The 24,623-nt window shown below is 32.9% G+C and carries 15 protein-coding genes; 6 read left to right on the forward strand and 9 right to left on the reverse strand.

Annotation, left to right across the window (positions count from 1 at the left end; all coding sequences use genetic code 11):
- Nucleotides 1-21: 21 nt before the first annotated feature.
- From WAF17_RS13750 to WAF17_RS13765, 4 genes are all read right to left on the reverse strand, one after another.
- Nucleotides 22-933 (reverse strand): helix-turn-helix domain-containing protein, encoded by a 912-nt coding sequence (locus WAF17_RS13750; protein ID WP_338760511.1) that lies wholly within the window; start codon nucleotides 931-933, stop codon nucleotides 22-24.
- A gap of 214 nt (nucleotides 934-1,147) precedes the next feature.
- The gene (locus WAF17_RS13755; RefSeq protein WP_338760514.1) at nucleotides 1,148-1,969 is read right to left on the reverse strand and encodes an SDR family oxidoreductase; all 822 of its coding nucleotides are present in this window, start codon (nucleotides 1,967-1,969) and stop codon (nucleotides 1,148-1,150) included.
- Between the two features lie 6 nt (nucleotides 1,970-1,975).
- Nucleotides 1,976-2,467 carry a hypothetical protein gene (locus WAF17_RS13760; protein WP_338760517.1) on the reverse strand — a complete coding sequence of 164 codons (492 nt, stop codon included), beginning with the start codon at nucleotides 2,465-2,467 and terminating at the stop codon, nucleotides 1,976-1,978.
- A gap of 22 nt (nucleotides 2,468-2,489) precedes the next feature.
- Entirely contained in the window at nucleotides 2,490-3,359 is an 870-nt protein-coding gene (locus WAF17_RS13765) for a DJ-1/PfpI family protein (RefSeq protein WP_338760519.1), read from the reverse strand.
- 282 nt (nucleotides 3,360-3,641) lie between these two features.
- Here WAF17_RS13765 and rpsF point away from each other — a divergent pair, with 282 nt between their 5' ends.
- The 3 genes from rpsF to rplI all read left to right on the forward strand — a co-directional run bounded on the left by rpsF (nucleotide 3,642) and on the right by rplI (nucleotide 4,937).
- On the forward strand, nucleotides 3,642-4,025 hold the full coding sequence (gene rpsF / locus WAF17_RS13770) for a 30S ribosomal protein S6 (RefSeq protein ID WP_338760521.1): 384 nt from the start codon (nucleotides 3,642-3,644) through the stop codon (nucleotides 4,023-4,025).
- A 156-nt stretch (nucleotides 4,026-4,181) separates the two neighbouring features.
- Complete coding sequence (rpsR, locus tag WAF17_RS13775; RefSeq protein WP_338760526.1) at nucleotides 4,182-4,439, forward strand: 30S ribosomal protein S18; 258 nt, start codon at nucleotides 4,182-4,184, stop codon at nucleotides 4,437-4,439.
- A gap of 54 nt (nucleotides 4,440-4,493) precedes the next feature.
- Nucleotides 4,494-4,937 carry a 50S ribosomal protein L9 gene (gene rplI, locus WAF17_RS13780; RefSeq protein ID WP_338760529.1) on the forward strand — a complete coding sequence of 148 codons (444 nt, stop codon included), beginning with the start codon at nucleotides 4,494-4,496 and terminating at the stop codon, nucleotides 4,935-4,937.
- Nucleotides 4,938-5,005: 68 nt separating this feature from the next.
- On the opposite strand, the gene WAF17_RS13785 is transcribed toward rplI, so the two are convergent.
- Together WAF17_RS13785 and WAF17_RS13790 are read right to left on the reverse strand one after the other, a co-directional pair.
- The gene (locus WAF17_RS13785; protein WP_338760532.1) at nucleotides 5,006-6,094 is read right to left on the reverse strand and encodes an alkane 1-monooxygenase; all 1,089 of its coding nucleotides are present in this window, start codon (nucleotides 6,092-6,094) and stop codon (nucleotides 5,006-5,008) included.
- 175 nt (nucleotides 6,095-6,269) lie between these two features.
- Nucleotides 6,270-6,530: a hypothetical protein gene (locus WAF17_RS13790; RefSeq protein ID WP_338760535.1), complete on the reverse strand. Its 261-nt coding sequence runs from the start codon at nucleotides 6,528-6,530 to the stop codon at nucleotides 6,270-6,272.
- Nucleotides 6,531-6,862: 332 nt separating this feature from the next.
- On the opposite strand from WAF17_RS13790, the gene WAF17_RS13795 reads away from it, so the two are divergent.
- Together WAF17_RS13795 and WAF17_RS13800 are read left to right on the forward strand one after the other, a co-directional pair.
- Nucleotides 6,863-9,145: a two-component regulator propeller domain-containing protein gene (locus WAF17_RS13795; protein ID WP_338760538.1), complete on the forward strand. Its 2,283-nt coding sequence runs from the start codon at nucleotides 6,863-6,865 to the stop codon at nucleotides 9,143-9,145.
- A 209-nt stretch (nucleotides 9,146-9,354) separates the two neighbouring features.
- Nucleotides 9,355-9,852 (forward strand): DUF6252 family protein, encoded by a 498-nt coding sequence (locus WAF17_RS13800; RefSeq protein WP_338760541.1) that lies wholly within the window; start codon nucleotides 9,355-9,357, stop codon nucleotides 9,850-9,852.
- Nucleotides 9,853-9,914: 62 nt separating this feature from the next.
- On the opposite strand, the gene WAF17_RS13805 is transcribed toward WAF17_RS13800, so the two are convergent.
- Nucleotides 9,915-11,111 (reverse strand): ATP-grasp domain-containing protein, encoded by a 1,197-nt coding sequence (locus tag WAF17_RS13805; RefSeq protein WP_338760543.1) that lies wholly within the window; start codon nucleotides 11,109-11,111, stop codon nucleotides 9,915-9,917.
- A gap of 226 nt (nucleotides 11,112-11,337) precedes the next feature.
- Between WAF17_RS13805 and WAF17_RS13810 the strand changes: the two genes are divergently transcribed.
- Entirely contained in the window at nucleotides 11,338-15,375 is a 4,038-nt protein-coding gene (locus WAF17_RS13810) for a hypothetical protein (protein WP_338760546.1), read from the forward strand.
- An 87-nt stretch (nucleotides 15,376-15,462) separates the two neighbouring features.
- Here WAF17_RS13810 and WAF17_RS13815 read toward each other — a convergent pair whose 3' ends face one another.
- Together WAF17_RS13815 and WAF17_RS13820 are read right to left on the reverse strand one after the other, a co-directional pair.
- A complete protein-coding gene (locus WAF17_RS13815) occupies nucleotides 15,463-18,759 on the reverse strand; it encodes a tetratricopeptide repeat protein (RefSeq protein WP_338760549.1) in 3,297 nt (1,098 codons plus the stop codon).
- A 210-nt stretch (nucleotides 18,760-18,969) separates the two neighbouring features.
- Nucleotides 18,970-24,504: a translocation/assembly module TamB domain-containing protein gene (locus WAF17_RS13820; RefSeq protein WP_338760552.1), complete on the reverse strand. Its 5,535-nt coding sequence runs from the start codon at nucleotides 24,502-24,504 to the stop codon at nucleotides 18,970-18,972.
- Nucleotides 24,505-24,623: the final 119 nt, after the last annotated feature.

Consider the following 24,623-nt stretch of genomic DNA (forward strand, 5'->3'; position numbering starts at 1 on the left):
TAATGTCAAGAGTTTTTTCAATTAATTCAGAGTTCTGTATTCACTTGGACTGTATCCAGTTTTTGATTTGAATAGATTACTAAAGTGTTGTGGATACTCAAATCCTAGTCCATAACCAATTTCACTAATTGAATCAGAGGAACTCAAAAGTTTGTTTTTGGCTTTTTCTATGATGAATAAATGAATATGCTCTTGGGCTGTTTTTCCTGTTTCCTTTTTTAATAAATCACTTAGATAATTAGGTGAAAGGTTGAGCTTACTAGCACAGAATTTTACGTTTGGAATACTGATTTCATAATCATCTTTACCGTCGTAGTATTTTTTCAAAATACTTTCAAACTTTGAAATAACATCTACATTCAGATTAGAACGAGTATAAAACTGACGGTCATAAAACCTAGTACAGTAATCTAAAAGCAATTCTATATTTGAAATAATCAGATTTTGACTATGTCTATCCAAGTTTTGGCTGTATTCTGTGATTATTTTTTCTAAAAGTTCTTCAATGGTTTTCTTTTCATCTTCGGAAAGATGCAGAGCTTCATTGACATCATAATTGAAAAAGGAATATTCTTGAATTTTGGTTGCTAGATTTGATTTTCTGATTAAGTCTGGATGAAAAGCAAGTGTCCAACCTTCATTGGTTGTATTGTCTGTTGGCATTTCTCCTTCAAAAATAGTTACCTGTCCTGGAGAAGTAAAAACTAAAGTTCCTTCTTCATAATCATAAGAGTTTTTTCCGTAAAATAGATTGCCACAACCTAAATGTTTTAAAGTAATTTGGTACAGGTTATTAATTACTTTTAGCCCTGTAAAATTAACTACTGGTTTATAATCTTTAGTTTGTACTACTGAAACTAAAGGATGCTTCGGCTTCGGTAGTCCAACAGCTTCATGAGCTTGGCTGATTGAATTTATTTCATAGTGTTCCATATGTTTATTTTTTAGTGAGAAATAAGTTGAAGACTATACTACTAGACATTTTTACTAAATAGGTCAATCCCAAAACGCAGACCGTCTATTAAAAACTAAAGATTTGACTACAAACGGTCTGCTCTACGAAACTTACCTATATGAAAATAAAGAGTCAATCTTTTTTGTCTAGTAGTAGAGTTAAAGGCTTATTTCATTCTTTAAAGTATGATATTTACAGTCCTAGCATTTGTTTTTGTGTGGCAAAAAACTCTTCATCAGTCATTTTATCTCTTGCACCCAACAATTGCTCACAATCTGCACCAGCTCTATAACGTAGTTTGTCTGAATCATCTGTTGCAGCTTCGAAGATAGCTTCAGCGATTTGTTCTGGCTTTGTCATAGTTTCAGGATTCATTGATTGAGCCATAGCAGTCATAAAGTTGTTCACAAATTCATTGTATTCAGTAAGCTCTTGGTCGTGTTGCATATCCAATGACCTGCCTCCAAAATCAGTTGCTACGCCTCCCGGTTCAATCACTTTCACTTTTACACCAATTTGTGCCATTTCCCATCGTAACGATTCAGAAAATCCTTCAACAGCCCATTTTGTAGAATGATATAAGGGCATTAATGGAAAAGTCATTCTTCCACCCACAGAAGAAATATTGATAAACATTCCGTCTTTATTTTTTCTAAAATGAGGTAGTGCCTGTTGCGTTACATCAAAGAGTCCTTGTACGTTTACAGCAAATTGGCGCATAATGCTTTCACGTTTTGCAGATTCAAAAGTACCCATCAAACCATACCCAGCATTATTGAGTACCACATCAATTTTACCGAATTTCTCAATTCCTTCCTTAATGGCACTTTTTATTGTGTCTAACTCCAACACATCTAGCTTGGTAACAAATGTATTTTCTAACACATTAAGCTCAGATTCTTTTTCTGGTGAACGCATGGTGGCTATCACATTCCACCCTTTTTTTTGAAATAATTTGGCAGTAGCTCTTCCGATTCCAGAGCTTGTTCCTGTAATTAAAATTGTCTTATTCATAGTTTTTTAGTTTAAAAGTGATTCTAAATAATTTTTGACTGAGAGAAAAGAAATAGACTCAAGAATTAATAATCCTAGAAGATAAATAGCTACACTAAATGATACACCTTTCCAAAAGGGTGGATGGATGAAAAATATCAAAGCTAAGACTAAAAGGATAAGAACAATAGATAAAGTAATAATGATTTTAGGTACACTTTTATTTACCTGCTGCATTCTGTCAATCTCCTGTTGTTCAAATTCTTTTTTGTTTGTTTGATACGTTTCTATTTTGGTTTTCAAGAGTTTATTCTGATTCAGAGTAAACCCCACTCCACTAGCAATAAGTAGAATACTTATTACAAAAAAACCATTTCTTAAACCCAAAGTAATAGGATTTAGCTGACTAAAATGTAGAACAATAGCTGCTACTAGAAGCAATATTCCAAAAATGACAAACTGCATTCCTGTTGCTTTCTGAGCATCAATATAAGTTTCAAAGTGCTTTAGAATTTCCATATTTTAATAAGATTATGTACATTTATGATACCTGCAATTCCTTAAACAGTGCTTCCACCGTTATTTTCCCTAGCTCATCACAAGCCTTGGGGCTATCTCCCGAAATAAGTTTTCTATCAATATGAGTAGCACCAGTTATTTTATCATTTGTTATCGTAATACCTTCTTTTGCAAGTTCCTCACATTGAAACCATGGAAGTTGCCCAGGCAAGTAACCTAATGATGGCGATTGCTTGTCAAATTTATCTGGGAATGCCACCATTTTGTAGCCGTTGTAAGGGTTAGTTTCATTCTTGTTTTCTTTTGCCAACATAGCAGCAGGTCCATGACATACAGCGACAAGATAATGACCAGAAGTTTCTATCCAGCGAAGGAGTTTGCCTACATTTTTATCTTCAGGCAACCCAATCATGGAGCCGTGTCCACCTGGAAGAAAAGCAGCGATATAATCTGACTCTTGATTCAACTTGTTGGTATCTACAAGATTTTTGAGCGAAAGTGGCTTGTCAAACTTAGACTGATTTTCTTTCCTGAATTTCAGTACTGCCGTATCATTAACAGGTACAGACCACTCTTCAAGTATAGCAGCTTTACCTGTTGGAGTAATAACATCAAAGTCAAACCCTCCATTAACAAGATGCATCAACGGTACCATGGTTTCTTGTACATTATTTCCTGTAGAAAAATGTTTGCCATTGGTCATTTCAAAATAGCGTTCTTCGGTACACAGCACCATTATCTTTTTATTCCCTGTATATTTTTTACTGGCAAAATCAGTCGCTTTGTAACCACTTACTTTATCTACGCCAAACCTTCTTCCTATTGGGGAGGGGATGTAACCTGAGCCATTCTTTTCTTTTGTGGGAGCAAGTCCAAAAATTTTTTTAATCATTGTATTATTTTTTTGTAATTGATTAATACAAAGTTATTTAAAGCAACAATGAGTAACTTAAAGATTTCAATGAAAGGCTAAATGAAATTACAGATAGGGCGAAAAAATTGGTAGGATTAGCTAGAAATTTTTGTCAAAAAATTGAAAAGGTCTGAATACAAAAAAAAATCGTAGTAGGGTCTGGATAAAAGCTTAAAAGAAAATACAAGGCAAGTTTTGCAAATCAAAAAATAAAGTCTTACCTTTGCACTTCATTTTTTTTACACTATTAACTGATTTGGTATGAGAAATTACGAAGTAACATTTATTCTCACGCCCGTTGCGTCCGAAGATCAGTTGCAAGAAATTAGCGATAAGTTCTACAACTACTTGACGGAAAACGGTGCTAACATTTATAATCGTGAGAACTGGGGTTTGAAAAAACTCGCTTATCCGATGCAAAAGAAACATAGTGGACATTATCACTACTTTGAGTTTGAAGCTGAACCAAAACTTCTGAAAGGTTTGGAAACAGAATTTAAGCGTGAAGAACGTGTAATGCGCCATTTAGTGGTAGCTCTTGACAAGCATTCTATGCTTTTTAATGAGCGTCGTCGTAATGGAGAGTTTAATAAAAAGAAAGAAACTCCTAAAGAAGAAGAAAACGAAAAACCTAAAAGAAGATAAATAACAATTATCAATTACGGATTACAAATTACGGATGTAGTTTAATTTATAATTCATAGTTTGAAAATCAGTATTGATTTAATTTTTATTCCTTCGTTTAGAAAAACTTTTCTGAATTTTATTTATTTCTTTTATCAAAAAAACTATTCATAGATTATGCCTTTAATCAACGAACCAATCCACAGCTCAAGACAAGAGCGTCGCAAAAAATATTGTCGTTTCAAAAAATCAGGTATCAAGTATGTTGATTACAAAGATGCTGAGTTTTTGAAAAAATTCTTAAACGACCAAGGTAAAGTATTACCTCGTCGTATTACAGGTAACAGTCTCAAATTCCAACGTAAAGTAGCACAAGCTGTTAAACGTGCAAGACACTTAGGTCTATTGGCATTTGTTGATGACAACGGAAAATAAGCCTGCCTTCTTTCCTAATTTTATTTATTAAAACCTATAATTCAAAAATAGATTATGGATATTATCTTAAAACAAGGCGTTAAAGGCTTAGGAGATAGAAACGATATCGTATCAGTAAAACCTGGTTATGCTCGTAACTATCTTATTCCACAAGGACTTGCTATGGTAGCGTCAGAATCAAACCGTAAATCGGTAGCTGAAACTGAGCGCCAACAAGCTCGTAAGCTTGCCAAACATAAAGAAGATGCTCAAACATTGGGCGACCAGTTAGCAGCCTTGACTTTAGAAATTCGTACTAAAGCAGGTGAGTCTGGCAAAATCTTCGGTGCAGTTACTCCTATTCAGATTGCAGAAGTTCTTAAAGAAAAAGGATTCGAAGTGGATCGTAGAAATATCACGATGCCAAACGAACTTAAAATGCTTGGAGAATACACAATCTCTGTTTATCTTCACAAAGAAGTACAACCAGAAATTCAATTAAACGTAATCGAAGAGTAATCTATTCTCATTACTTTAATTAAAAGCAAAAATCCCTTTATTCTATTGAATGAAGGGATTTTTTTGTTTTAACTCGCTTTTTCATAAACAGCCTCTTTCCAATGTTCTAAAATAGGATTCATTTTCTTAAACCACAGACGAGGAATAAGAGCCATCAAAATCATAGTAGGATAACCAGAAGGAAGTTGTGGACTTTCATCAAAATGCCTCAAAACTTGATATTCTCTAGTAGCAAATGCGTGATGGTCAGAATGGCGTTGAAGTTGGAACAAGATAAAATTACTTACTTTATGACTACTGTTCCACGAATGAAATGGATTTACTCTTTCATAACGATTAGGAGTAATTTCTTTTCTGACAATTCCATAATGTTCTACATAATTAACAGCTTCTAAAAGTGAAAAACCAATAATAGCTTGGCAAATCAAGAAAATAGGAATCTCCCAAGCGAAGCTACCTTTATGAACTGAAAAGTAAAGTGTAGAAATAACTACTCCCAAAATAGGTAAAGCTGTGTACCAAATCATTGCATTCTCACTACTTTTCTTTGATATATTTTTTCTTTCTAGTCTTTTGTTTTCTAGTTTCCAAGCATGTTTGTAGCTTTCTGTAACGCTTCTTATCCAAAAATTATAAAAGGATTCGTTTTTTTGTGATGTGGCTGCATCATGTGGTGTAGCTACCCAAACGTGGTGTCCTCGGTTATGTTCGATGAAAAAATGCATATAACCAACGGTAAAGAGCAAAACTTTGCTGAAAAATTGGTCTAGCTTATCTGTCTTATGTCCAAGTTCGTGTGCTACCGTAATTCCTACACCTCCTGTTACCAATCCTAATGAGATAGTAAATCCAATCACTTCCCACCAAACAAGCGTATTAGAAATGATAATACTCATTGCCCAAGTCAAGATTCCGAGTTGAATGAAAACCCAAGAATAAAGCACAAACTTAAAAAATAGCTCTTGACTAAGTTCTTTTTCATCCTCTTTCTCAATATTTTCTGTATCTGTTCCGATATAATAATCTAAAAGTGGAATTGCACCAAAAACAAATAAAATGGTTAGGTAATTTCCTATTCCTCCCAAATTATACCCCAAAATAAGCATAAAGGGAAGCGAAAAAGCACTAAAGAAACCTAGTTTTTTGGAGAGTTGCATAGTTTTGTAACTTTATATAGTAATAATTGAACACTCTAAAATACAAAATAAATTTATAATTTACTACCTTAACTATTTCTTTTTTGAAGATATAAAAAAAGACCACCACTTTCTAAATGATAGTCTTTAATTATTTGTTATGAAAATAGCTTTTTTAACTAGCTATTTATATGTTTTACATTCCGTCAGTAGCTTCCTCAACAGCAGCTTCAGTAGAATCCATAGCAGCTTCCATTCCTGCAGCAGTAGAATCAACAGTAGCTTCCATCATATTAGAAGCGTCATCAACAGTTTCGTCGATAAGAGTTTCGTCAATTTCGATTACAGTAGTATCAGCAGCAGCTTCATCACTTGATTTTGTACCACCACAAGCAGTAAAAGCCAAAGTAGAAAAAGCTACAAGAGAAGCAAAAGCAAGAGTTTTAATAGTTTTCATGTTTTTTTTGTTTAATAAAGAGTCGTTCTTTTAAAGAACTAAAAGAGTTAGTAAGTTTTAAGTTGTGAAAGAAGTAGTACACCTTGCATAACTTCCAACAATTAAAGGCACAAAATAATACTTAAAAAATCAGAAAAGCAAAGATTAATTAAAATTAATTTTGTTTTTTTGAAACGTGAATAAATATGCGTTCTGCATTATGAAAATTTTATCTATAAGTTTATAAAAAATCTATGAAAAGTATAATAAATAAAAAAAATAGTTTAAATAACTTCTTCATTTACAAGAATTTATTTTTCCTCCTGCTGCTTTCCACTATTTATTTTACTCTCTTGTATCAAAACGTACTATTTGCACAGAATGAAAATAATATAGCTCTAGGCGAATGGCGTACACATCTTACTTATTTTGATGCACAAACAGTAGCTACAAGTCAAGAAAAAGTTTATGTGGCTTCGCAAAATGGCTTATTCTTTTATGATAAAGAGTTTTCTAGCCTTGAAGTCATTTCAAGAATAGATGGACTTTCAGATATTGGAATCGCTTACTTACAATATTTACCCAATATAGAACAACTACTGATTGCTTATAAAAATGGTAATATAGATTTTCTCTCAGATGATGAAATCAAGAATTTTCCTGTTTTTTTTGAAGATGCAGCTATTTTAGACAAACAAATCTATCATATCTACTATCTTCAAAATGTTGTTTGGATAAGTACGAATGTTGGTATTTTAGAAATTGACGTAGAAAACCCTACAAACAAACGCATCAGAAATTCGTATCAAAACTTAGGAGAAAATGGTGAAACAATCAAAATATTTGCAACTACTATTCAAGACAATATTATTTATGCAGCTACTGAAAAAGGGGTACGTTATATTTCACTCAATTCTTCAGTCAATAAAAATGATTTTAGAAACTGGCAAACTATCTCTTCTACACAAAACAAAGTAGTAGAATCTATTGGTTCTGGTAGTGCAACAGTTCTTTTCTCCATCCAAAATGAAGGTGTTTTTAGTTATAATGGCACAAATAGTAATCAAATTTCCCAAATCCCTATTTCATCTGTGTATGATATAAGTGAAGATAAAACAAATTTAACACGTCTTTTTTTATCATCTGAAACAGGAATGTATCAAATAGAAAGCTCTGCGTCTTCTTTTCAAGTAAATAAGATAGAAAATGAGTTGATAAAAGCTCCTCGTCAAGCTATTTCTGAAAATGGTAATCTTTGGATAGCAGATAATAGAACAGGATTACTTACAAATAATAGCACAAATAATGAGTTTGTTTCTCTTTTTCCTTCTGGAACATACAGTCAAAACACGTGGGGATTTATACAAGCACAAGGTAAAATTATTGCTTTTTCGGGAGGTTATACAGAACCATTCAGACCACTTAACAGAACGACAGGCTTTTATGTTTTTGAGAATGGAGAATGGACAAATTATAATGCTGAAAACAAGGATATTACGAGCAAACTGATTCCGAATGTCAGAGATTTGGTGGGAGCAACCTATTCAGAAACAGAAAACAGAATTTATTTTGCTTCTCTTCAAGATGGTATTTTGGTTTGGAATTTAGCTGATGATACTTTTTCAGTTTTAGATTCTACTAATTCTCCTTTGCCTCACAACCGAGTAATTGATGTAGAAAGTGATAATTTGGGCAATCTTTGGATAGCTATGTCTGGGAGTAATTTGATAGAGGATGCTTATCTTAGAAAAAAACCAAATGACGATGCTTTTTCTGCTTGGAAAGGATTTAGATTTAATCAAACCCGAACTACTTTTCCACTTTCTTTAGAAATTGATGAAAACAACACTATTTGGGCAAGACTTAGTCGTTTCGTACAAGGAGGAATTTTGGTCTTTAATGAGGAAGGACAAAACAAAATTTTGATAGAATCTGTAAATGCAGGAAATTTAGCTTCTAATAACGTAACAGCTCTCAAATCTGATAAAAATGGTGTGATTTGGATAGGAACACCAGCCGAAACGAGTGCCAGTGTACGTACTTTTTCTGATATTTTTGGATTGTTTCAGTCTCAAGATTTGAATGCTAGAGATGTTTTTTTTGAGTCTAGGCAGTTATTAAGAGATGAAACCATTACCAATATTTCACTAGATGGAGGGAATAGAAAGTGGTTTGGGACTAGAAATGGTGCGTGGCTTTTTGCAGAAGATGCTTCTAAGCAGTTTTTACATTTCACAGTAGAAAACAGTCCTCTTTTTAGTAATGAAATTTTGGATATTGAGGTGCAAGACGAAACTGGCGAAGTATTTATTGCAACTCCAAATGGAATTATTTCTTATCGTGGAACATCAACAGCAGCCAAAATAGATTTCTCCAATATAAAAATATTTCCTAATCCTGTAAGACCAGAGTTTAATGGTGTAGTGGCTATTGAAGGACTTACCCAAGATGCAAACGTCAAGATTACTGATATAAGTGGAAGGTTAGTTTATGAAACTAATTCTTTTGGAGGCACAGCTACTTGGAATGGAACAGATTATAATAACGTAAAGTCTAAAAGTGGAGTATATTTGGTCTATGTTTCTAGGCAAGATGGAAGTGAAGGTTTTGTGGGCAAAATTATTTTTGTAGAATAAAGCAGCATTTTTTGAGCTTTGAGCGTATAGACAAAAATGAAATAATGTATATTTACATTCTTTTAAGAATTTTGATTTATGTATAATCACTGATATATTGATTTTTGCGCTAGTTTTTGTAGCTATTATTGTAGCTTTTTCAATTTACATTCACAAAAAACAGTTAATTAATATATCTTATTCTCTTACTTATTTTAATAAAAAAATCTATGAAATTTAATTGGAAAAATACAGCACTTTTAATTACACTTTTAGCTTTTACATTCTCGTTGTGGTCTTGTCAAGGTGATGATGAAGTAAACCCTGAAGCTGTGATTTCTGCACTTATTGACGGGCAACCGTGGAACGCATCATCACTTTCTTCTGGAATCAAAACAGGAGATAATATTTCTCTGACGGCAGCAAGTGGTAATGGAAGAACACTTGTTATTTCCTTCAAAGCAGAGGTCGGAACACAACCATTAAATGCTTCTGTTGATAGTAGTGGTGTAAATATTGTTCCTTCGGTGTTATATCGTACACTTCCAATTGGTGGTAGTACATTTATTTCGAATACTTGTGCTTCAAACGAAGGTAGTCAAATTGTTATTACAAATATTGATACTACTAATAAGACAGTTAGTGGTACTTTTAAGACAAAGTCTTGTTCTTTAAACTCCTCAGTAGAAATAACACAGGGAGTCATCAACAATGCTAAATACAACTAGGTTCTTTTTCGCTAGTGCAGAATAAACACCATCTTTTTCATTCTTTGAAGAGGGTGGTTTTTTTATTTCATTTCAAAAGTAACCTTCAGCTTTACTTCCTCCAATAAAGATTTGATTTTTTGTTGGTTTGTTCCTTTTATTACTATATGTCCTACACTTTGTCCTGTGCCTTCTCGTTTCTTGATTTCTGAACCTTCTTTCACAGAAAGTGTGAATTCTTGTAATTCTTTTATAGATTTAATAAACTCTTTTCCTTTAATAGACTTCAAAGTTCCTGCTGAGGGATGAAACATACGCAAACCACTATAAAAATGAGTTTTGATTTCGCTCATATTTATTTTATTTCCTAAAAAGCAATCTAACCAAATCTGCCAAAAATCTTTTTGATAAGAGAGTTTCAGAAGTTCCATAATATATCCTCCTGGTGGGCGAAGAGCCATTTCTCCGAAAACTAAATTAATTTCTTTAGTATTATTATTTTCTGTATCTAAATTTTGAATAAAGACTTCTGTATGTGTAATTCCATTTTTTGCTCCTAAAGCTGCAATTATTTTTTCATTAAACTCAAAAATCTTGTACTGAATTTTTGATGAAAAACTAGCAGGAACAAGATTGGCAAACTTAGGCTCTGTGTATTCTGTAATATTTTGAAAAAGCACTTTTCCATTTTGCACGACTGCTTCAACACTACATTCAACTCCTTCTACAAAGCTTTCTGCCATATATCCTTTTCTCAAAAATTTAGGTATTTCTTCTTCTGTCTTAACAATAAAAGCTCCTCTGCTTCCTGAACCTGTACAGGTTTTGAAAGCTATAGGCAAACCAAGTTTATCAAGAAGTTCTTGTTTAGAAATTTTATTGTTTCCCTCTTCATTTTCTAAAAATTCTGCACAAGGAATTGAAGCATTTTTGACTGCTCTTTTCATAGTAGGTTTGTGTGTACAAGATAGGGCAGTTTGAGTGGAAATATGATGATTCAAATTTAGTGTATCACTTATCCAAGCAGCAGGAAGTACAGATTTTTCAGTTGGTGCAAGAATAGCAATTGGATTAGTTTCTTTTTTTAATAAATCTTCAACAAAACACTCCCATTCTTGTTTATACCATGTAAAAGAAACTTGTTCTAAGGTATCAGCCTTGTGATTTTTTATTTTTTTATCGTGTAACAATATTACACGTAAACTATTGCTTTTAGCTATCTCAACAGCATCAGAACGGTTTCCTACTATCCAAACAGTATCCAAATTATTATTTTTCAAAATACAGGGGCAATTTTAGTTAAATATTTTTATTTCAAAAACTAAATCTAAGTGATTAAAAGGAATTTATCCAAAAAATAGAATCAATATCGAAAAATTAATTAATAATTAAACATACAATTCTATTTAGTCACTCTATCAACTATTAACTTTACAAAACTAATGTTTTTTTTAAGTGTTGATAATCAGAAACCTAACTCATTTCATTTTTTAAACTTATGCAATCATGAAGCAATTATTACTTTTTTTTCTATTCATTATATCAACTACTTATTCCTTTGGACAAAATTTAGTTACTTACGATTTTACAGCAGAGCCAGGTAATCAGCCTTCTACCTCTCCTTCTACTACAGCTACTAATATGATAGCTAGTGCTATTAACAGAGGTAGTGGTATAACAGCAACGGCAGCATTAAATACAATTAGTTCAGATGATTGGGCAACAGGTGCAGTAGATTTGAATGACTATTATGAACTTACACTTATTCCACTAGGAGGTTTTAAGTTAGATTTAGACAATATAAATTTTAGAGAAAGACGATCTGGAACAGGTATTCGTGATTTTGAAATAAGAACTAGTTTGGATGGTTATGCTGCTTCATATTTTGCTACAAATGTACCTGATAATACCAGTCAACGTAATCATACCTTTACTTTTCCTGCTGCATTTTCAAATGTTACTTCATCCATCACTATTCGTATCTATGGATACAATGCTGAAGGTACAGGAGGTACTTGGCAATTAAGAAACAATACCACAACGAATAATTTTTCTATAACAGGGTCAGTTATTTCAACAGCTCCAGCAGATATTTCATTAATTTTTGACGATACAGGAGATGCAAATATAGCACGAGAAAGTAATGACAATGTAATTTTCAGAGCTTTTGCACAAGTGGCTGATGCTGATGCAACACTCAATCAAGTAACATTAAGAACTACAGGAAGTTATTCTAATACTGATATAAAAGCGAATGGCTTTAAATTATGGTATTCTACTGACAACTTTTTAGATGCAGGAGATACACAGCTTTCTGCTACTGGCTCAGTGTCAGGAAGTGGCGAAACCATAGCTTTTACAGGACTTTCACAACTACTCCCTACCTCTAGTTTTAATTTTCTTTTTATAACTGTAGATATTGATGCTGGTGCAATTATAAATAATACAATACAAATAGGTAACACCACAATAGCAGATTTTACTTTTGCAGCACCTAGCACTAAAACAGGAACAGCAAACTCAGGTAACTTGCACACGATTGTAGGGTTAAATACTGGAACAATTAGTAATACCTCTCTTTGTGTAACATCTACACAAGGTGAATCTATTGATGTTCCCTTTACTTATTCTCCAACAGGAATTTATACAGGAACTTTCATAGCACAACTTTCTGATGCTGCTGGTAGTTTTGTCTTTCCTAGTTCTATTGGGTCGGTAATATCAGACAATACAGGTAATCAAACTATTTCAGCAACTATTCCTGCCGGTACTCCACAAGGTTCTAATTATCGCATTCGTGTGGTAAGTTCTGTCCCAAATGTAGAAGGAGCAGACAATGGTGCAGATATTACAGTTGATTTACTTACTGTTTCTATTGCTCCAACAACGACACAAAATTTATCAGAATTTCAGAATGGAGATCCACTTACAGCAAATGAATCTCATCCTATTCAATCAAGGAGGTGGAAGTATTCTACTGTTTCTGGAGGACCTTATACTAATTTTTTAGGTGGTGATCCTACACAAAGACCTTACTTTGAAACGGCAGGAACATATTATATGGTAGTAGAAACATTATTTGATTGTGGGAAATCTGTCATTTCAAATGAGGTTCAGATAAATGTAGCAAATTTTGTAGGTACACGTCTTTTTCCTGGAGATATGGCAATTGTAGGCTGGGATGCAGTTGTGGGAGGGGCAAGAGATGAATATGCAATTACTAATTTAGTTCCATTAGAGCAGGGTACGAAATTTTTAATAACAAATGCTACTTATGAAAATGGTTCAGCAGCTAATACAAGAGATAATGTATGGCAAAATGGTTTAGAAAACGTAGAGTTTACTTATAATGGTGTAGCAGATTTGCCAGCAGGCTCAATCATTAGTTTCGAATTGAGTGGACTGACAGGAGATGATGCAGATAATATACGTATAAATGGAGTAAATGCAGGAGCTGATATTACTTCAGTAGTTGGAAGTGCTGGTGCAAATCCAAATATTAGTTCAGCATCACCAGACCAAATGTATATTATGCAAGGTAGCTTTAATAGTACAGGAACTGACTTTGATGGTTATGTGCTTTTTGGAATGACTAACAATGCAGACTGGGTAGACTTTGTAGTCAATGTGTCTAGTGCTCGTACATCAAGGTTACATCCTCATATTCGTTGTATCAATACTTCACACCCAACAGGAGAAGTCGGTTCTTATTTTGACATTTCAAACCCTGCTCTTCGTAATGCTGACCAAAGAACCATTTTAGGGAATATTATTAATATGAGTAATTGGGTAAATTTACCTAATAACGCAGATGTTCTTCCTGCTGCTGTTCATACAAACTCTTTTACAGTTACAAGTCCAACTATAAAAACAAATTGGATAGGAGATGAAGATGAAAACTGGTTTGATTGCTCAAACTGGAGTTCGCTATATGTGCCAGATAGATATACAAATGTAGAGTTTACCACTACTGCTCTAGGAGATTCACGTATCAATGAAAGTGCTGATTTTTCAGATGAATATGAAGATATTGCAGAGGTGAAAAATATTATCTTAGAAAACAGGGTTTTACAACTTATTGATGACCGTGCTGCTCGCTTAGATGTCTATGAAAATCTTACTATTCAAGGTACAGGTTATTTAGATATGGATGATGACCTTGGTTTTATTCTTGATGGAACAATAAATATTAGAGGAAACTGGATAAATAATATAGGTACTGCTGCTTTTGAAGAAGGAGAAGGATTAGTTGTTTTTGAAGGTGGAAATAATCAAAGTATTACAACTGTAGGTGGAGAAGAGAGTTTTTATGATGTAACTCTAAACTGTGGTAGAGATCTGACTATCAATAATGAAACAATAATAAAAAGAGAGTTTTTATTTCAATCAGGAAATGTACTTGCAGCTACTTCAAGTCCACTTACTTTTGATGTTGATGCCTTTTATACAGATGCAAGTGTAAATAGACATATCAGAGGTGCTTCTCGTCGCCGTTCAAACAAATCAGAAAACTTTATTTTTCCTATTGGTAAAAATGGTATTTATCGTCCTGCTATTGTTCATATACAAAGTGGAGGTAGTCAAACTATATTCTTTGCAGAGTATTTTGATGTTGGTTATGGAACGTATGAGCCTGTAATATCTCCATTAGTTTTTGTTAGTCAATTAGAATATTGGATTATAAATAGAGAGGTTGGAACTGCTGATGCAGAAGTTTCACTTACTTGGGGACCCGAAAGCTTAGTAACAAACCCTGCTAGTTTGGTAGTGGCTCATTTTACAGATGAAGTAGTTACTCCTGCTGGAGATGAATGGGTAAGTAGAGGACAACAATCATTAGGAGATGGGTTTTTGGCTAGTGACGCTACCCACAACAATACTACTTTGACAGGTGGAACAGCTTTCTCAAATCAACAAGGACAAGTTCGTTCTTCTCAAACAATTACTCAATTTAGTCCTTTTACATTTGGGTCAATTGATGATACCAATCTTTTACCCGTTACGTGGCTTTCTTTTAATGCAAAGTATAATCAAGAACAAGAGAATGTGTTTTTAGAATGGGCTACCTTATCTGAATCTAAAAATAAGTTATTTGCTATTGAACGTTCTGAAAACGGAATTGATTTTGAAGAAATTGGAATCAAAAAAGGAGCTTTAACTACTAGTTCTATTAAAAACTATCAGTTTTGGGATTTTGAGCCTCTTCAAACAAAGGCTTATTACCGTATTAAGCAGATAGATATAAACGGAGAATTTTCATATTCGAATATCAAAATGATAGAAACCAAAAGTAATAGAAGAATAGGTATTACAAATTATGAAAATCAAACCATTTTATATGCAAACCTTAAAGAAGCTACAAAAGCAAAAATTAAAATCTATGATATGAATGGAAATACAGTTGGTTCGTTTGGACTACTTTTGGAAAGGGGACAAAATGAAATCTTACTTCCTCTTACTAATATTTCAAAAGCTGTCTATATCTATAAAATAGAGCTAGAAAACCAATCTGACTTTGTGAGTGGGAAGTTTATAATAAAGTAAATTATAATTCCACCTAACAAAAAAATACCGTTGTGAAATATTAAGTCTATTTCACAACGGTATTTTTTTTGAAAGTATTTCTGAGATTTATACTCTAATTCCAATCATAGAAACATCATCACGCTGTTCTTCTCCTCGTTGGTGCAAATCTAATGCTTGTTCCATTTTTGCTTTTTGTTCATAGAGTTTGAGTTCAGATATTTCTTGTAAGAGTCTCAATAATCTTGGTGTTCCAAATTTTTCCTGTTTATTATTATTTTGGTCTGCGTATCCGTCTGTGGTTAGATAAACCATTGATCCTTTTGGCAAATCAATAGATTGAGTAGTGAAGCTTTTATTTAATTTATTTCTTATTCCACCAATTGTTTTGTTGTCGCCACGCAAATAAAAGGCTTCTTTTCCATTCGAATCATTTGGAATCGTATAAATAAAAGGTCGTTTTGCTCCTGTAAAAGCAATTGCAGTATGATTGTCTTTATATTCTAATCTGCAAAAAGCAACGTCCATTCCGTCATCATTTGCTCTATCGTCTTCACCTTTGAGTTCTCGTTCTTGCTTTAATGCTTTTCTAACTTGTATATTTAACTGTTCTAAAATTTCACTTGGGTCAAATATTTTTTTCTCATTGACGATTTCATTCAGAATTGAATGCCCAATCATAGACATAAATGCCCCTGGCACTCCGTGTCCAGTACAATCAACAGCAGCAATAAATGTATAATTATCAATATGAGAGAACCAATAAAAATCTCCTGAAACAATATCTTTAGGACGGAACATGACAAAATAATCAGGTAAATACTGGCTCATTTTTTCATGACTAGGCAAAACAGCTTGTTGAATGGTCTGTGCATAACGAATCGAATCTGTAATATTTCTATTTTTATTTTGAATAGTATCGTATGCCTTTGCATTATCAATTGCAATAGCTGTATAAGAAGCTAGTGAACTCAAAAGAGCTACTTTTTTCTCATCATAAACATTTTTTTCAAAACTCTGAACTGTAATTACTCCAATCGGACGATTCTCAACAGACAAAGGAAGATAAATTAGTGATTTTGGAATCCCTCCTGTTACATCTTTTGCAGCTGCATATTTTTCTGGGTATTCTTTTTCTATATCATTTATCAAAATTACTTCTTGTCTGCCTAAACACTGAACTGAAAAATGATTTTTATTAGCTACATAATCAGAGTGGTCTGGCAAAACGTCTCCTTTTTCTATAAATCCTTTAAACTTGATGCGCTTTTCTGCAGGTTCATAAACACCGATTCCGAATGCTTCTGCGGGCATAAGTTGATTGACTTTTTCATAAAGCGTTTGAGCAATAGCTTCCAAATGAAGCGATGCCGTAATTTCTCTACCAATATCAGAAAGTGTATCTAAGTTTTGATAAGATTCTTCTACTTCTTTATTTTTTTGTACTAATACAACTGCTTGTTCTTCAAGTTCAGAGTTTTTCTTTTCAATATAATCTCTTTGACTCAAAATTTCTTCTTGCTGTTGTTCTAGTTCTTCATTCTGAACCAAAATTTCTTGTTTCTGCTCTTCCAAAGCTAGGTTCTGTGTACTAATTTGGTCTTTTTGTTTTGTGATACGTACATTTTGTTCAGATAAAAGTTTGTTTGCTTTTTGTTTTTGAAAGAAAGCAAATAAAATAATCAAACCAATAAGTAAAGCTAATGCTATTGCACCATAAAGAATATAACGTAATAGCCTATCTTCGTTACGAGCTAATTTTTCTATTTCAATTTTTTCAGCTTTGAGTTTATTTTCAAGTTCAAGACTTTTGATAGATTCCTTTTGCTTCTCTTTTTCTAAAATCTCTTGTTTTAGGGCAAGGTCTTTTAGTTCTTTTTCTCGCTCCAAATCTTTTATTGCTTGTTCTTTCTTTTCACTTTCAAGCTGTTGTTGAGTAAGCAAAAGAGCTTGTTGTGTTCTTTGTCGTTCTAACTTTACATTTTGTAGTGTTGCCTCTTGTATTTTTTTATCTTGTAATTCTAATTCAAGATTTTGCAATTTCTTATCTGTTTCTAGTTGTTTTTTCTTAGAAGCAAGGTCTTGAATTTCTTCATCTACCAAGAGAAGTTTGAGTTCTTTTTCATTTTTCTCAAAAGCAATTTGTCGTTGTAATGATTTTTGTAATTCTTGTTTTTCATTTTGAGAAAGCGAATCACGAACAGCAGCATACTGTCCATAATAAGAATAGGCATTTCTATAATCATTCTGACGCTGATAAATTTCTGACATAGTGCGATAACTTGTCGTCAAAACTTGTGCATTTTGAGTTTCTTTAGCTAATTTTATTGCCTCTGCTGTATAAGTACGAGCATTCTGAAAATCTCTGCGCAACAAATAAATAGCAGCTAAATAGTTATAGGCTTGTGCTACTTCATTGGGGTTTTTATTTTTTTTAGCTGCCTCTAAAGCTTGTGTAAAGTAATTTAAAGAGTTGATATAATCTCCTTTTACTTGATAAACGACACCAATATTTGTAAGTGTTGTTGCATTGGGTTTGTCAGCAGGGTTAAAAGCTAAAGACTGTTTAAAATTTTCTAAAGATTTATCATAATTCCCCAAAAACTTATTCAAAAACCCTATATTGTTTAGAGCTACAGCTGTTCCATTATTATCTTTTTGAGATTTATTAATCGCCAAAACTTGCTCATTATACTCCAATGCTTTTTGATAATCTCCTTTTATTTTATATAAATCTGTTAGATTACGGAGGGTTTCTATTTTTCCTTCTGTGTCATTATCAGCATTATAAATTTCTAAAACGGCTGTGTAATAGGCTAAAGACTGGTCATAATTTTTGAGTTGAAGGTGTGAAGCTGCAATGTTTGAGAGTAGTGTTGGATGTACACCTTCTCCTAGCTCTTCATAAATTTCGTTTGACTTAGTAAGATACTCTAATGCTTTTCCTGCTACTTCTTGTTCTTGATAAAACTCTCCAATTTCTTGATAAGTTTCTGCCAGTAGCTTTCTATTTCCTGTTTTTTCTATGTTTTTGAGAGCTTGTAAATACCAACGCAAACTACTTGTAAATTGGTTTTTGCCTCTATAAATATGAGCGAAGTGAAGAATGCTTTCTGTTAGTTCTGTTTGTGCATTTGCTTGAAGAGCTGAACTAAAGCCTTGTTGGGCATGTAAAAGACCTTTTTCATAATTTTTTCCTTCAATCTCAATCGCTGCCATCTGATTTTTGAGGTGTGCTTTTACGCTATCAGAACTAGCTACTGCGTATTTTTTCTCCAATTGCTCCATAGATTGAGCAAGAGCTATATTAGAGCAAAAAATCAAAATCATAGAAAAAAGCAACGCAAAAATATTTTTTGAGCAAGGAGCAATACTTTTTACAAGATTAGTGAGAATAATTTTCATAAAAACTACATAAAGAAAAAAACTTTGGTTATAATCTGATAGGCTGGTAGTAATAATAGTTTAATATGTTAAATATTTTTCACACTTACAACGTTTAAGGTCAAAAATATATTGATATTTTGCTTAAATCATTCCGAAATTAATAATTTGTTACTATCTAATATAATAATATTGTTGTAGATTATAATTATGTGTAGATTGTCTGTATTTCTAATTAAAGCTTTCATCATCATCATCTTGCAACATCAAATTTAATGATGTCGTGGCATTTTCGTTATCCTTTTTTTCCTTCTGTTGTTTTTCTCGCTTTTTACTTTTCTTTTTAGTTTTTTCATTTTCTTCATTTTTCTTAAAAAGTTCACTAAACTCATCATATTCTCTCACAAAAATAAGTGATGCTCCTGTTTGGATAATCTGTCCATCAATAACACCTGCATAACTATTTTCTCTAAAAATCTGAACTTTATAACGTCCGTCTTCTGTAATCAAGTAAGAAATAATGACATCTCCTGCAATACTACTCAAACCTTGTTGTTGTTGCTGTTGAGCTGCTTCTCCTTCTAAATCTACATTCGTACCGACTTGAAATGTAAGTCTATCATCCATAAAGGATTTTGAAAGATTGATTCCCAACTCAGTACGGCTTTGAGATTCCCCTGAAGAATAATCTTCGTATGAGTTGAGGTCAAATGAAAGTCCAATTCCTGAAAGGCTTTTATCAGCCAGTTTGTTGAGTTGGTCTGTCAGAAGTCCACTTACAGTATTTCTGGCTGTACTTTCTGCAAAACCCATTTCTCCTGAAGCTCTATCCAATGGATTTTCAGAAATAAAACCACCTAGAATAAGAAGCGCAAAAACCTGCTTATTTAATTCAGATTCTTGTTTGTTGAGCAGTTGCAGACGAGTGTTTATTGTTCCTCCCATTGCTCCACGTTCTTCATCGGCTATATCAATATCAAAATTAATGTTTGGATTCATTATCTCACCACTCATTTTTAGAAGGACTTTAAAAGGCAATTTCTGTTTATATTTATTTAGTTCTGATTCTGAAGCATTACCGAGTTGGTTTGCCATAAGCTCATAGGACGCAGCTTCTACCAAATGAATAGCTGTAATATCAGCTTTCATATCCATAATATCTCCATAAAAAGTAACTGAACTTCCCTTCTGAATTTTGAAATCTCGTTTGGCAACACCTAAAAAATTAAGCTTATAGATTCCATCTGTAATTTCATAACGTCCTGTTAAAGACATTTCTCCACTTGGGTTTAGATTGAAATTAATATCGCCTCCTCCCTGTACTTCTAATTGATTGTATTCATCAATATCAACTTTCATTTTAGCTAATGGATTTATTTTGATAACGGCACGAACGTCCATATCAGTTGCATACTGTGTAGTATCTACTTCTTTGGGAGCTACTGAAATCAATGAATCACCGTAATAACTTCTATCCACAAATTCTACTATACCTTCTTTATCAATCGTAGCAACTTCTGTTTCAGGCAGTAGATAGGTTAAGTCAGTTCCTTCCAAAACATTTACATTTGCTGTTACGGTTGGGCTAGTAGCTGTACCTCTTACATCAACATCAATTTTTGCAAGTGCTGTTCCGAAAAACATTTGTTCTTCTTTGGGATCTTTGCTTCTTTTACTATCTACAAACAAAAACTTTTTACTCTTTACATTTAGATTTAATTTCAAATCTGTTAGTGTAGGTATATTTATTCTACCATTGACTAGTAAATCGTTATTCTTTTTGTCTTGTAACTTAAAATCATTGAATGCAATTCCTTTATTATCAAATTTGATAGTTTCATTTTCCAAATGTAGATATGTTCCAGATGCTGTCAGAAAAAATGAAGTTTTATCGAAATCTAAATTTCCTAGTATTTTAGGATTGTCTGTTTTTCCTTTCACACTCAAATTTCCTGTAACAGTTCCCTTCATATCCTCAAGGTTTCCCATGGTTAGATTTTCCAAAGTAGGAAGAGAAAGTCTTTGGATATCCAAATTCAGATTGAGTGCATCATTAGCATTTTGAGCAGCATTATAATAACCTGTCAGTTCGAACTTATTTTCTCCAGTCAGATTTACATTTACATCATAACGGTCTTTTGCTACACTATTTTCTGCATCAATTTTCAAATCTCCCAATTTGCTATTCATAACTGTAAGCTTATCAATACTCAAATCTGCCAAAAATTGCATTTCAGTTTGGAAGTTTTGCAAATCTACTTTTCCGTTTAACTTTCCTGATGCTAAATGGGTAGTGTCATTTGGTGCAGCAATATCTGCAATGGTAGAGAGTTCGAAGTTAGTAAAACGAGCTGCCAAATTTTTATCATTATCTGTTGTCTGTACACTAATTGCTTGATTTTGATGTGCTAACAAAAAATCCTTTATACTCAAATTTTGACTTTCTGTACTTGGCAGAACAATTTTATTTCCTTTTTTTACTGTCCAATTTTCATAATTTAAGATTTGAGTAGGAGCAAGTGAAACAATAAACTTTGTAGTGTCTGGTCGCTCCAAACGAGTCGTAATTTCGAATTGTTCTCTTCCTTTTTTATCTGTTAATTCTATTTTCAAATCAGCTTTATTATTGGCTGCTGTTCCAGAAATAAGAGGATGTTCGAACTGAAAAGTGCTGTTTGTGGCTTCTGCTACTCCGATTCTATAATTTAAGGCTTCTTTATCCGAATCTATATTTATTGTCAGAGAATCCATTGTAATTCCTGCATAAACAATCGTTGGAAAATATCCATTGAGTTCTAATTTTTTAGAATTGCTACGGTATTTTCCATCAAGAGAAGCAGGTTCAAATTTTGTAAGGCTTGGAACTAAAGCTGTCAGAAGTTCTGATTTATGAATCTGAATATCAAAATCCATTTCTTGATTACTGATTTCTTTGCTTGGGTCAATAGGGTCAATTTCGATGTAGGTATTGATATGATTTTTGACGGTTGCCATAAAAGTAGAAATATCTAAATTCCCGTCTATTTTGGCAGAAATAATATCTGAGTTTAGATCAATATTAGTTTCTCCTTTCTGAGAGATTGATACAAAAGCAGCTGTATCTACCCTAAATTGTTTATCTTTTGTACTGATAATAACTTTACGAAGATTTGTAGTTCCTTTAATATTGTCCAAACTCATTCCTGTGATGTCAGCATCAAGCAATAGACTAACAGTCAAAGGCTCTTCATACAAATTTAGAGCCTGTAAATCAGCCTTTTTTAAATCTAAATCAACAACAAATTTAGGTCTTAATGTATCCCAAACAACATTTCCATCAAAATCAAAGGTAAGGTTATCATCTTTCATATTTAGCTTTCCATTATAAGCCATTCCATCTACCTTCCCATCAATTTTTAAGTCTTTATATACATAATCTTGATATTCAAACTTATTGACATTTCCATCAATAGTTGCTTTCATAATCTCTGGCTCAAAACCACTGCCCTTAGCCGAAATTCTTAAATCTGCAATTCCTAGTGTGGTATCTTGCAATATTTTTCCTAGCTGTGTATTTTCTACTAAAGCTGTAATATCATAAACTGGAACATCATTTTCTGCTATCAGATTTTGCATCGTTCCCTCTACACCTACATTTCCAAGTTCTGTATTTAGTTTCGTATCTGTTTTAAAATCATTCAAAAAACCTGTAAAGACGATATTTCCATCAATTTTTGGAGGTAAAGTGAGGTTGGAAGGCAAAAGTGTATCAGGAATCCAACTTTTGACATCACTTAGATAAACCAAAAACTCTTTGGTAGAAATATCTAAATACATCTTGTTTGGGTCAGTTGGATTCTTGACTGTTCCACCAAGTTCAATTTTAGTTTCATCAAGATTCGCCAAAAGTTCCACAAACATACTGTCCATAGAACCTTTTGCAGCAGCAGTCATAAATATTTTTTGAGGGAAGTTAAAACCTGCTGGGAGTGTACCACGAGGAATGATTTTTTGTAAATCTTGACGAGAAGAAGTCAGTTTATTTACCTTTAAGTCAGCATAAACTTTTTCTATATCTGGTAAACCTTTTATATTTCCATTGACAAGCAAGTGTGTATTATTCAATCCTTTTATTTGAAAGTCTTTTAGTGTAGCGTTGTTTGCTTTTCCTGTTGCTTGTCCAGAAATTTTGATAGTTTCGGTAGTTTCTTTAGGTAAGTTTACTTGTTTTGCTAGGTCTGGAACAAAGTAAAAAACATCAGCAAGGGCGATTTCTGTACCATCTAGGTTTATATCCAAATCAGCGTTTTGCCAGTCTTTTGAAAGGTTTTCAAGAGAAGCATCAAGTGTTACTTTCTGTCCTATTGTACTTCTTGACGTTTTGATATTCAAATCTGTAACAGCAACTCCATTGGAATCTAAACGAATATTTCCATCAAAATCTTGAAGTTCAAACTGGTTTCTGTTGTCGGTGGCTTGAATAGTCTTTAGGTCTGCTGCAATGTTGTCTGGATAGAATTTAAAATTCTCAGCTTCTAGTGCTATTCCCTTAAAGTGAATATGATTTGTATCAAAACCGTAGTCTATTTTTTCTACTTTATCATTATCAAAAACAATTTCATTATCAGCTAATAAAACATTTTTGACTTCAATTACCCAAGGTTTTCCTTCATCTTCTTCTGTTCCTGCTACTTGCTGTGCTTCGTCAACTACAGTTTCAGCAGATTCGTTGATGGCAGAATCTAGGGCTGTTGTTACAAGTCCTTGTTTGTAAGAAAGATAGGTTTCTTTTAATTCTACATCTTTAATAACAATTTTTTGACTTCCTAAATTAGTTTTTTGTGCATTAACAAAAAGACTTCCCACTTTTCCATCTACTTGTTGTCCTGTAACGTTGCTCTGATAGAAGGCATTTATATTTTCTAAATTTATTTTATCTACATCAATTTGAAAACCAATTTCCGAACTGGTTGTATCTGGTTTTTCTGGTGTTGGAGGAGGTAAATGCGTCTGTACATAACGTAAATCGGTGTCTTTGAGTAAAATATCTTTTACTGTAAAACTCAAATTATTCAAATCAAAATCATCTACATCTACTTTTATCTGTCCTATTTTTCCTTTGATATCATTTCCATTATAACGGTCATCAAATTTTGCATTGATATTTTTAAAATCTATTCCACCCAGTGAAATAATCAGACCTGTACTTGTAGAATCGTTTGCTTCAATCTGTGTAGTTGTTTGGTCTTCACTCATTTTTGCCGAATCGGTAGGTGCAAAGGCTTCATTTACAAAATCAATGTTCGAAACACTATCTTCATCTATCCAAATATTTGCATAGACATCTTCAAGTTCAATCTCTGTGATTTGAACTGTATTTTTGAGAAGAGCAAAAGGATTTACATCAGCGTTGAAACGCCCAGCATAAAGCAACGTATCTTGCTGCAAATCTTCAATATAAAGTCCTTCTATCAGTACGCCCAAAGGCAAACTCAAACGAATTTTGTTTATCTCTACTTTTGTAGTAAGTTTTTTGGATAAGAAATTTTCGGCTTTTCCTGTCAGAAAATCTTGAACAGGAGGGAGGAAAAGAAGGATAAAAATAAGAGCTAAAAATCCGAAAATAGAACCAAAAATCCACATCAAAACTTTTGCTATTTTCTTAAAAACTCTTTTTGTTTTAGATTGAGGCTTTGAGGTTGTATCAGTCTGATTGTCAGTAGTTTTATTTGAAGAATTAGAAAATTTATTTCGTATTTTTTTATTAAGGTTTTGAAGGAAGTTCATACAGAATTATACAGAAAAAGTAGGCTAGAAAAATGGACGTTAAAAATAGTGTCTCTTTTTATTAATCAAGACACTTCACATCTTAGCATAATTAACTGAAAATTAGGGGTTTTGTTTGT

It is taken from the genome of Bernardetia sp. ABR2-2B (assembly GCF_037126435.1).
In the GTDB taxonomy this organism is placed as follows: Bacteria; Bacteroidota; Bacteroidia; order Cytophagales; family Bernardetiaceae; genus Bernardetia.

What these genes read in the sequence shown, in the direction of transcription:
- WAF17_RS13765 (WP_338760519.1), bottom strand. Translation starts at nt 3,359, where the DNA reads ATGATTAAAAAAATTTTTGGACTTGCTCCCACAAAAGAAAAGAATGGC.
- WAF17_RS13815 (WP_338760549.1), bottom strand. Translation starts at nt 18,759, where the DNA reads ATGAAAATTATTCTCACTAATCTTGTAAAAAGTATTGCTCCTTGCTCA.
- rpsR (WP_338760526.1), top strand. Translation starts at nt 4,182, where the DNA reads ATGCCTTTAATCAACGAACCAATCCACAGCTCAAGACAAGAGCGTCGC.
- WAF17_RS13750 (WP_338760511.1), bottom strand. Translation starts at nt 933, where the DNA reads ATGGAACACTATGAAATAAATTCAATCAGCCAAGCTCATGAAGCTGTT.
- WAF17_RS13785 (WP_338760532.1), bottom strand. Translation starts at nt 6,094, where the DNA reads ATGCAACTCTCCAAAAAACTAGGTTTCTTTAGTGCTTTTTCGCTTCCC.
- WAF17_RS13800 (WP_338760541.1), top strand. Translation starts at nt 9,355, where the DNA reads ATGAAATTTAATTGGAAAAATACAGCACTTTTAATTACACTTTTAGCT.
- WAF17_RS13820 (WP_338760552.1), bottom strand. Translation starts at nt 24,504, where the DNA reads ATGAACTTCCTTCAAAACCTTAATAAAAAAATACGAAATAAATTTTCT.
- rpsF (WP_338760521.1), top strand. Translation starts at nt 3,642, where the DNA reads ATGAGAAATTACGAAGTAACATTTATTCTCACGCCCGTTGCGTCCGAA.
- rplI (WP_338760529.1), top strand. Translation starts at nt 4,494, where the DNA reads ATGGATATTATCTTAAAACAAGGCGTTAAAGGCTTAGGAGATAGAAAC.
- WAF17_RS13755 (WP_338760514.1), bottom strand. Translation starts at nt 1,969, where the DNA reads ATGAATAAGACAATTTTAATTACAGGAACAAGCTCTGGAATCGGAAGA.
- WAF17_RS13810 (WP_338760546.1), top strand. Translation starts at nt 11,338, where the DNA reads ATGAAGCAATTATTACTTTTTTTTCTATTCATTATATCAACTACTTAT.
- WAF17_RS13760 (WP_338760517.1), bottom strand. Translation starts at nt 2,467, where the DNA reads ATGGAAATTCTAAAGCACTTTGAAACTTATATTGATGCTCAGAAAGCA.
- WAF17_RS13790 (WP_338760535.1), bottom strand. Translation starts at nt 6,530, where the DNA reads ATGAAAACTATTAAAACTCTTGCTTTTGCTTCTCTTGTAGCTTTTTCT.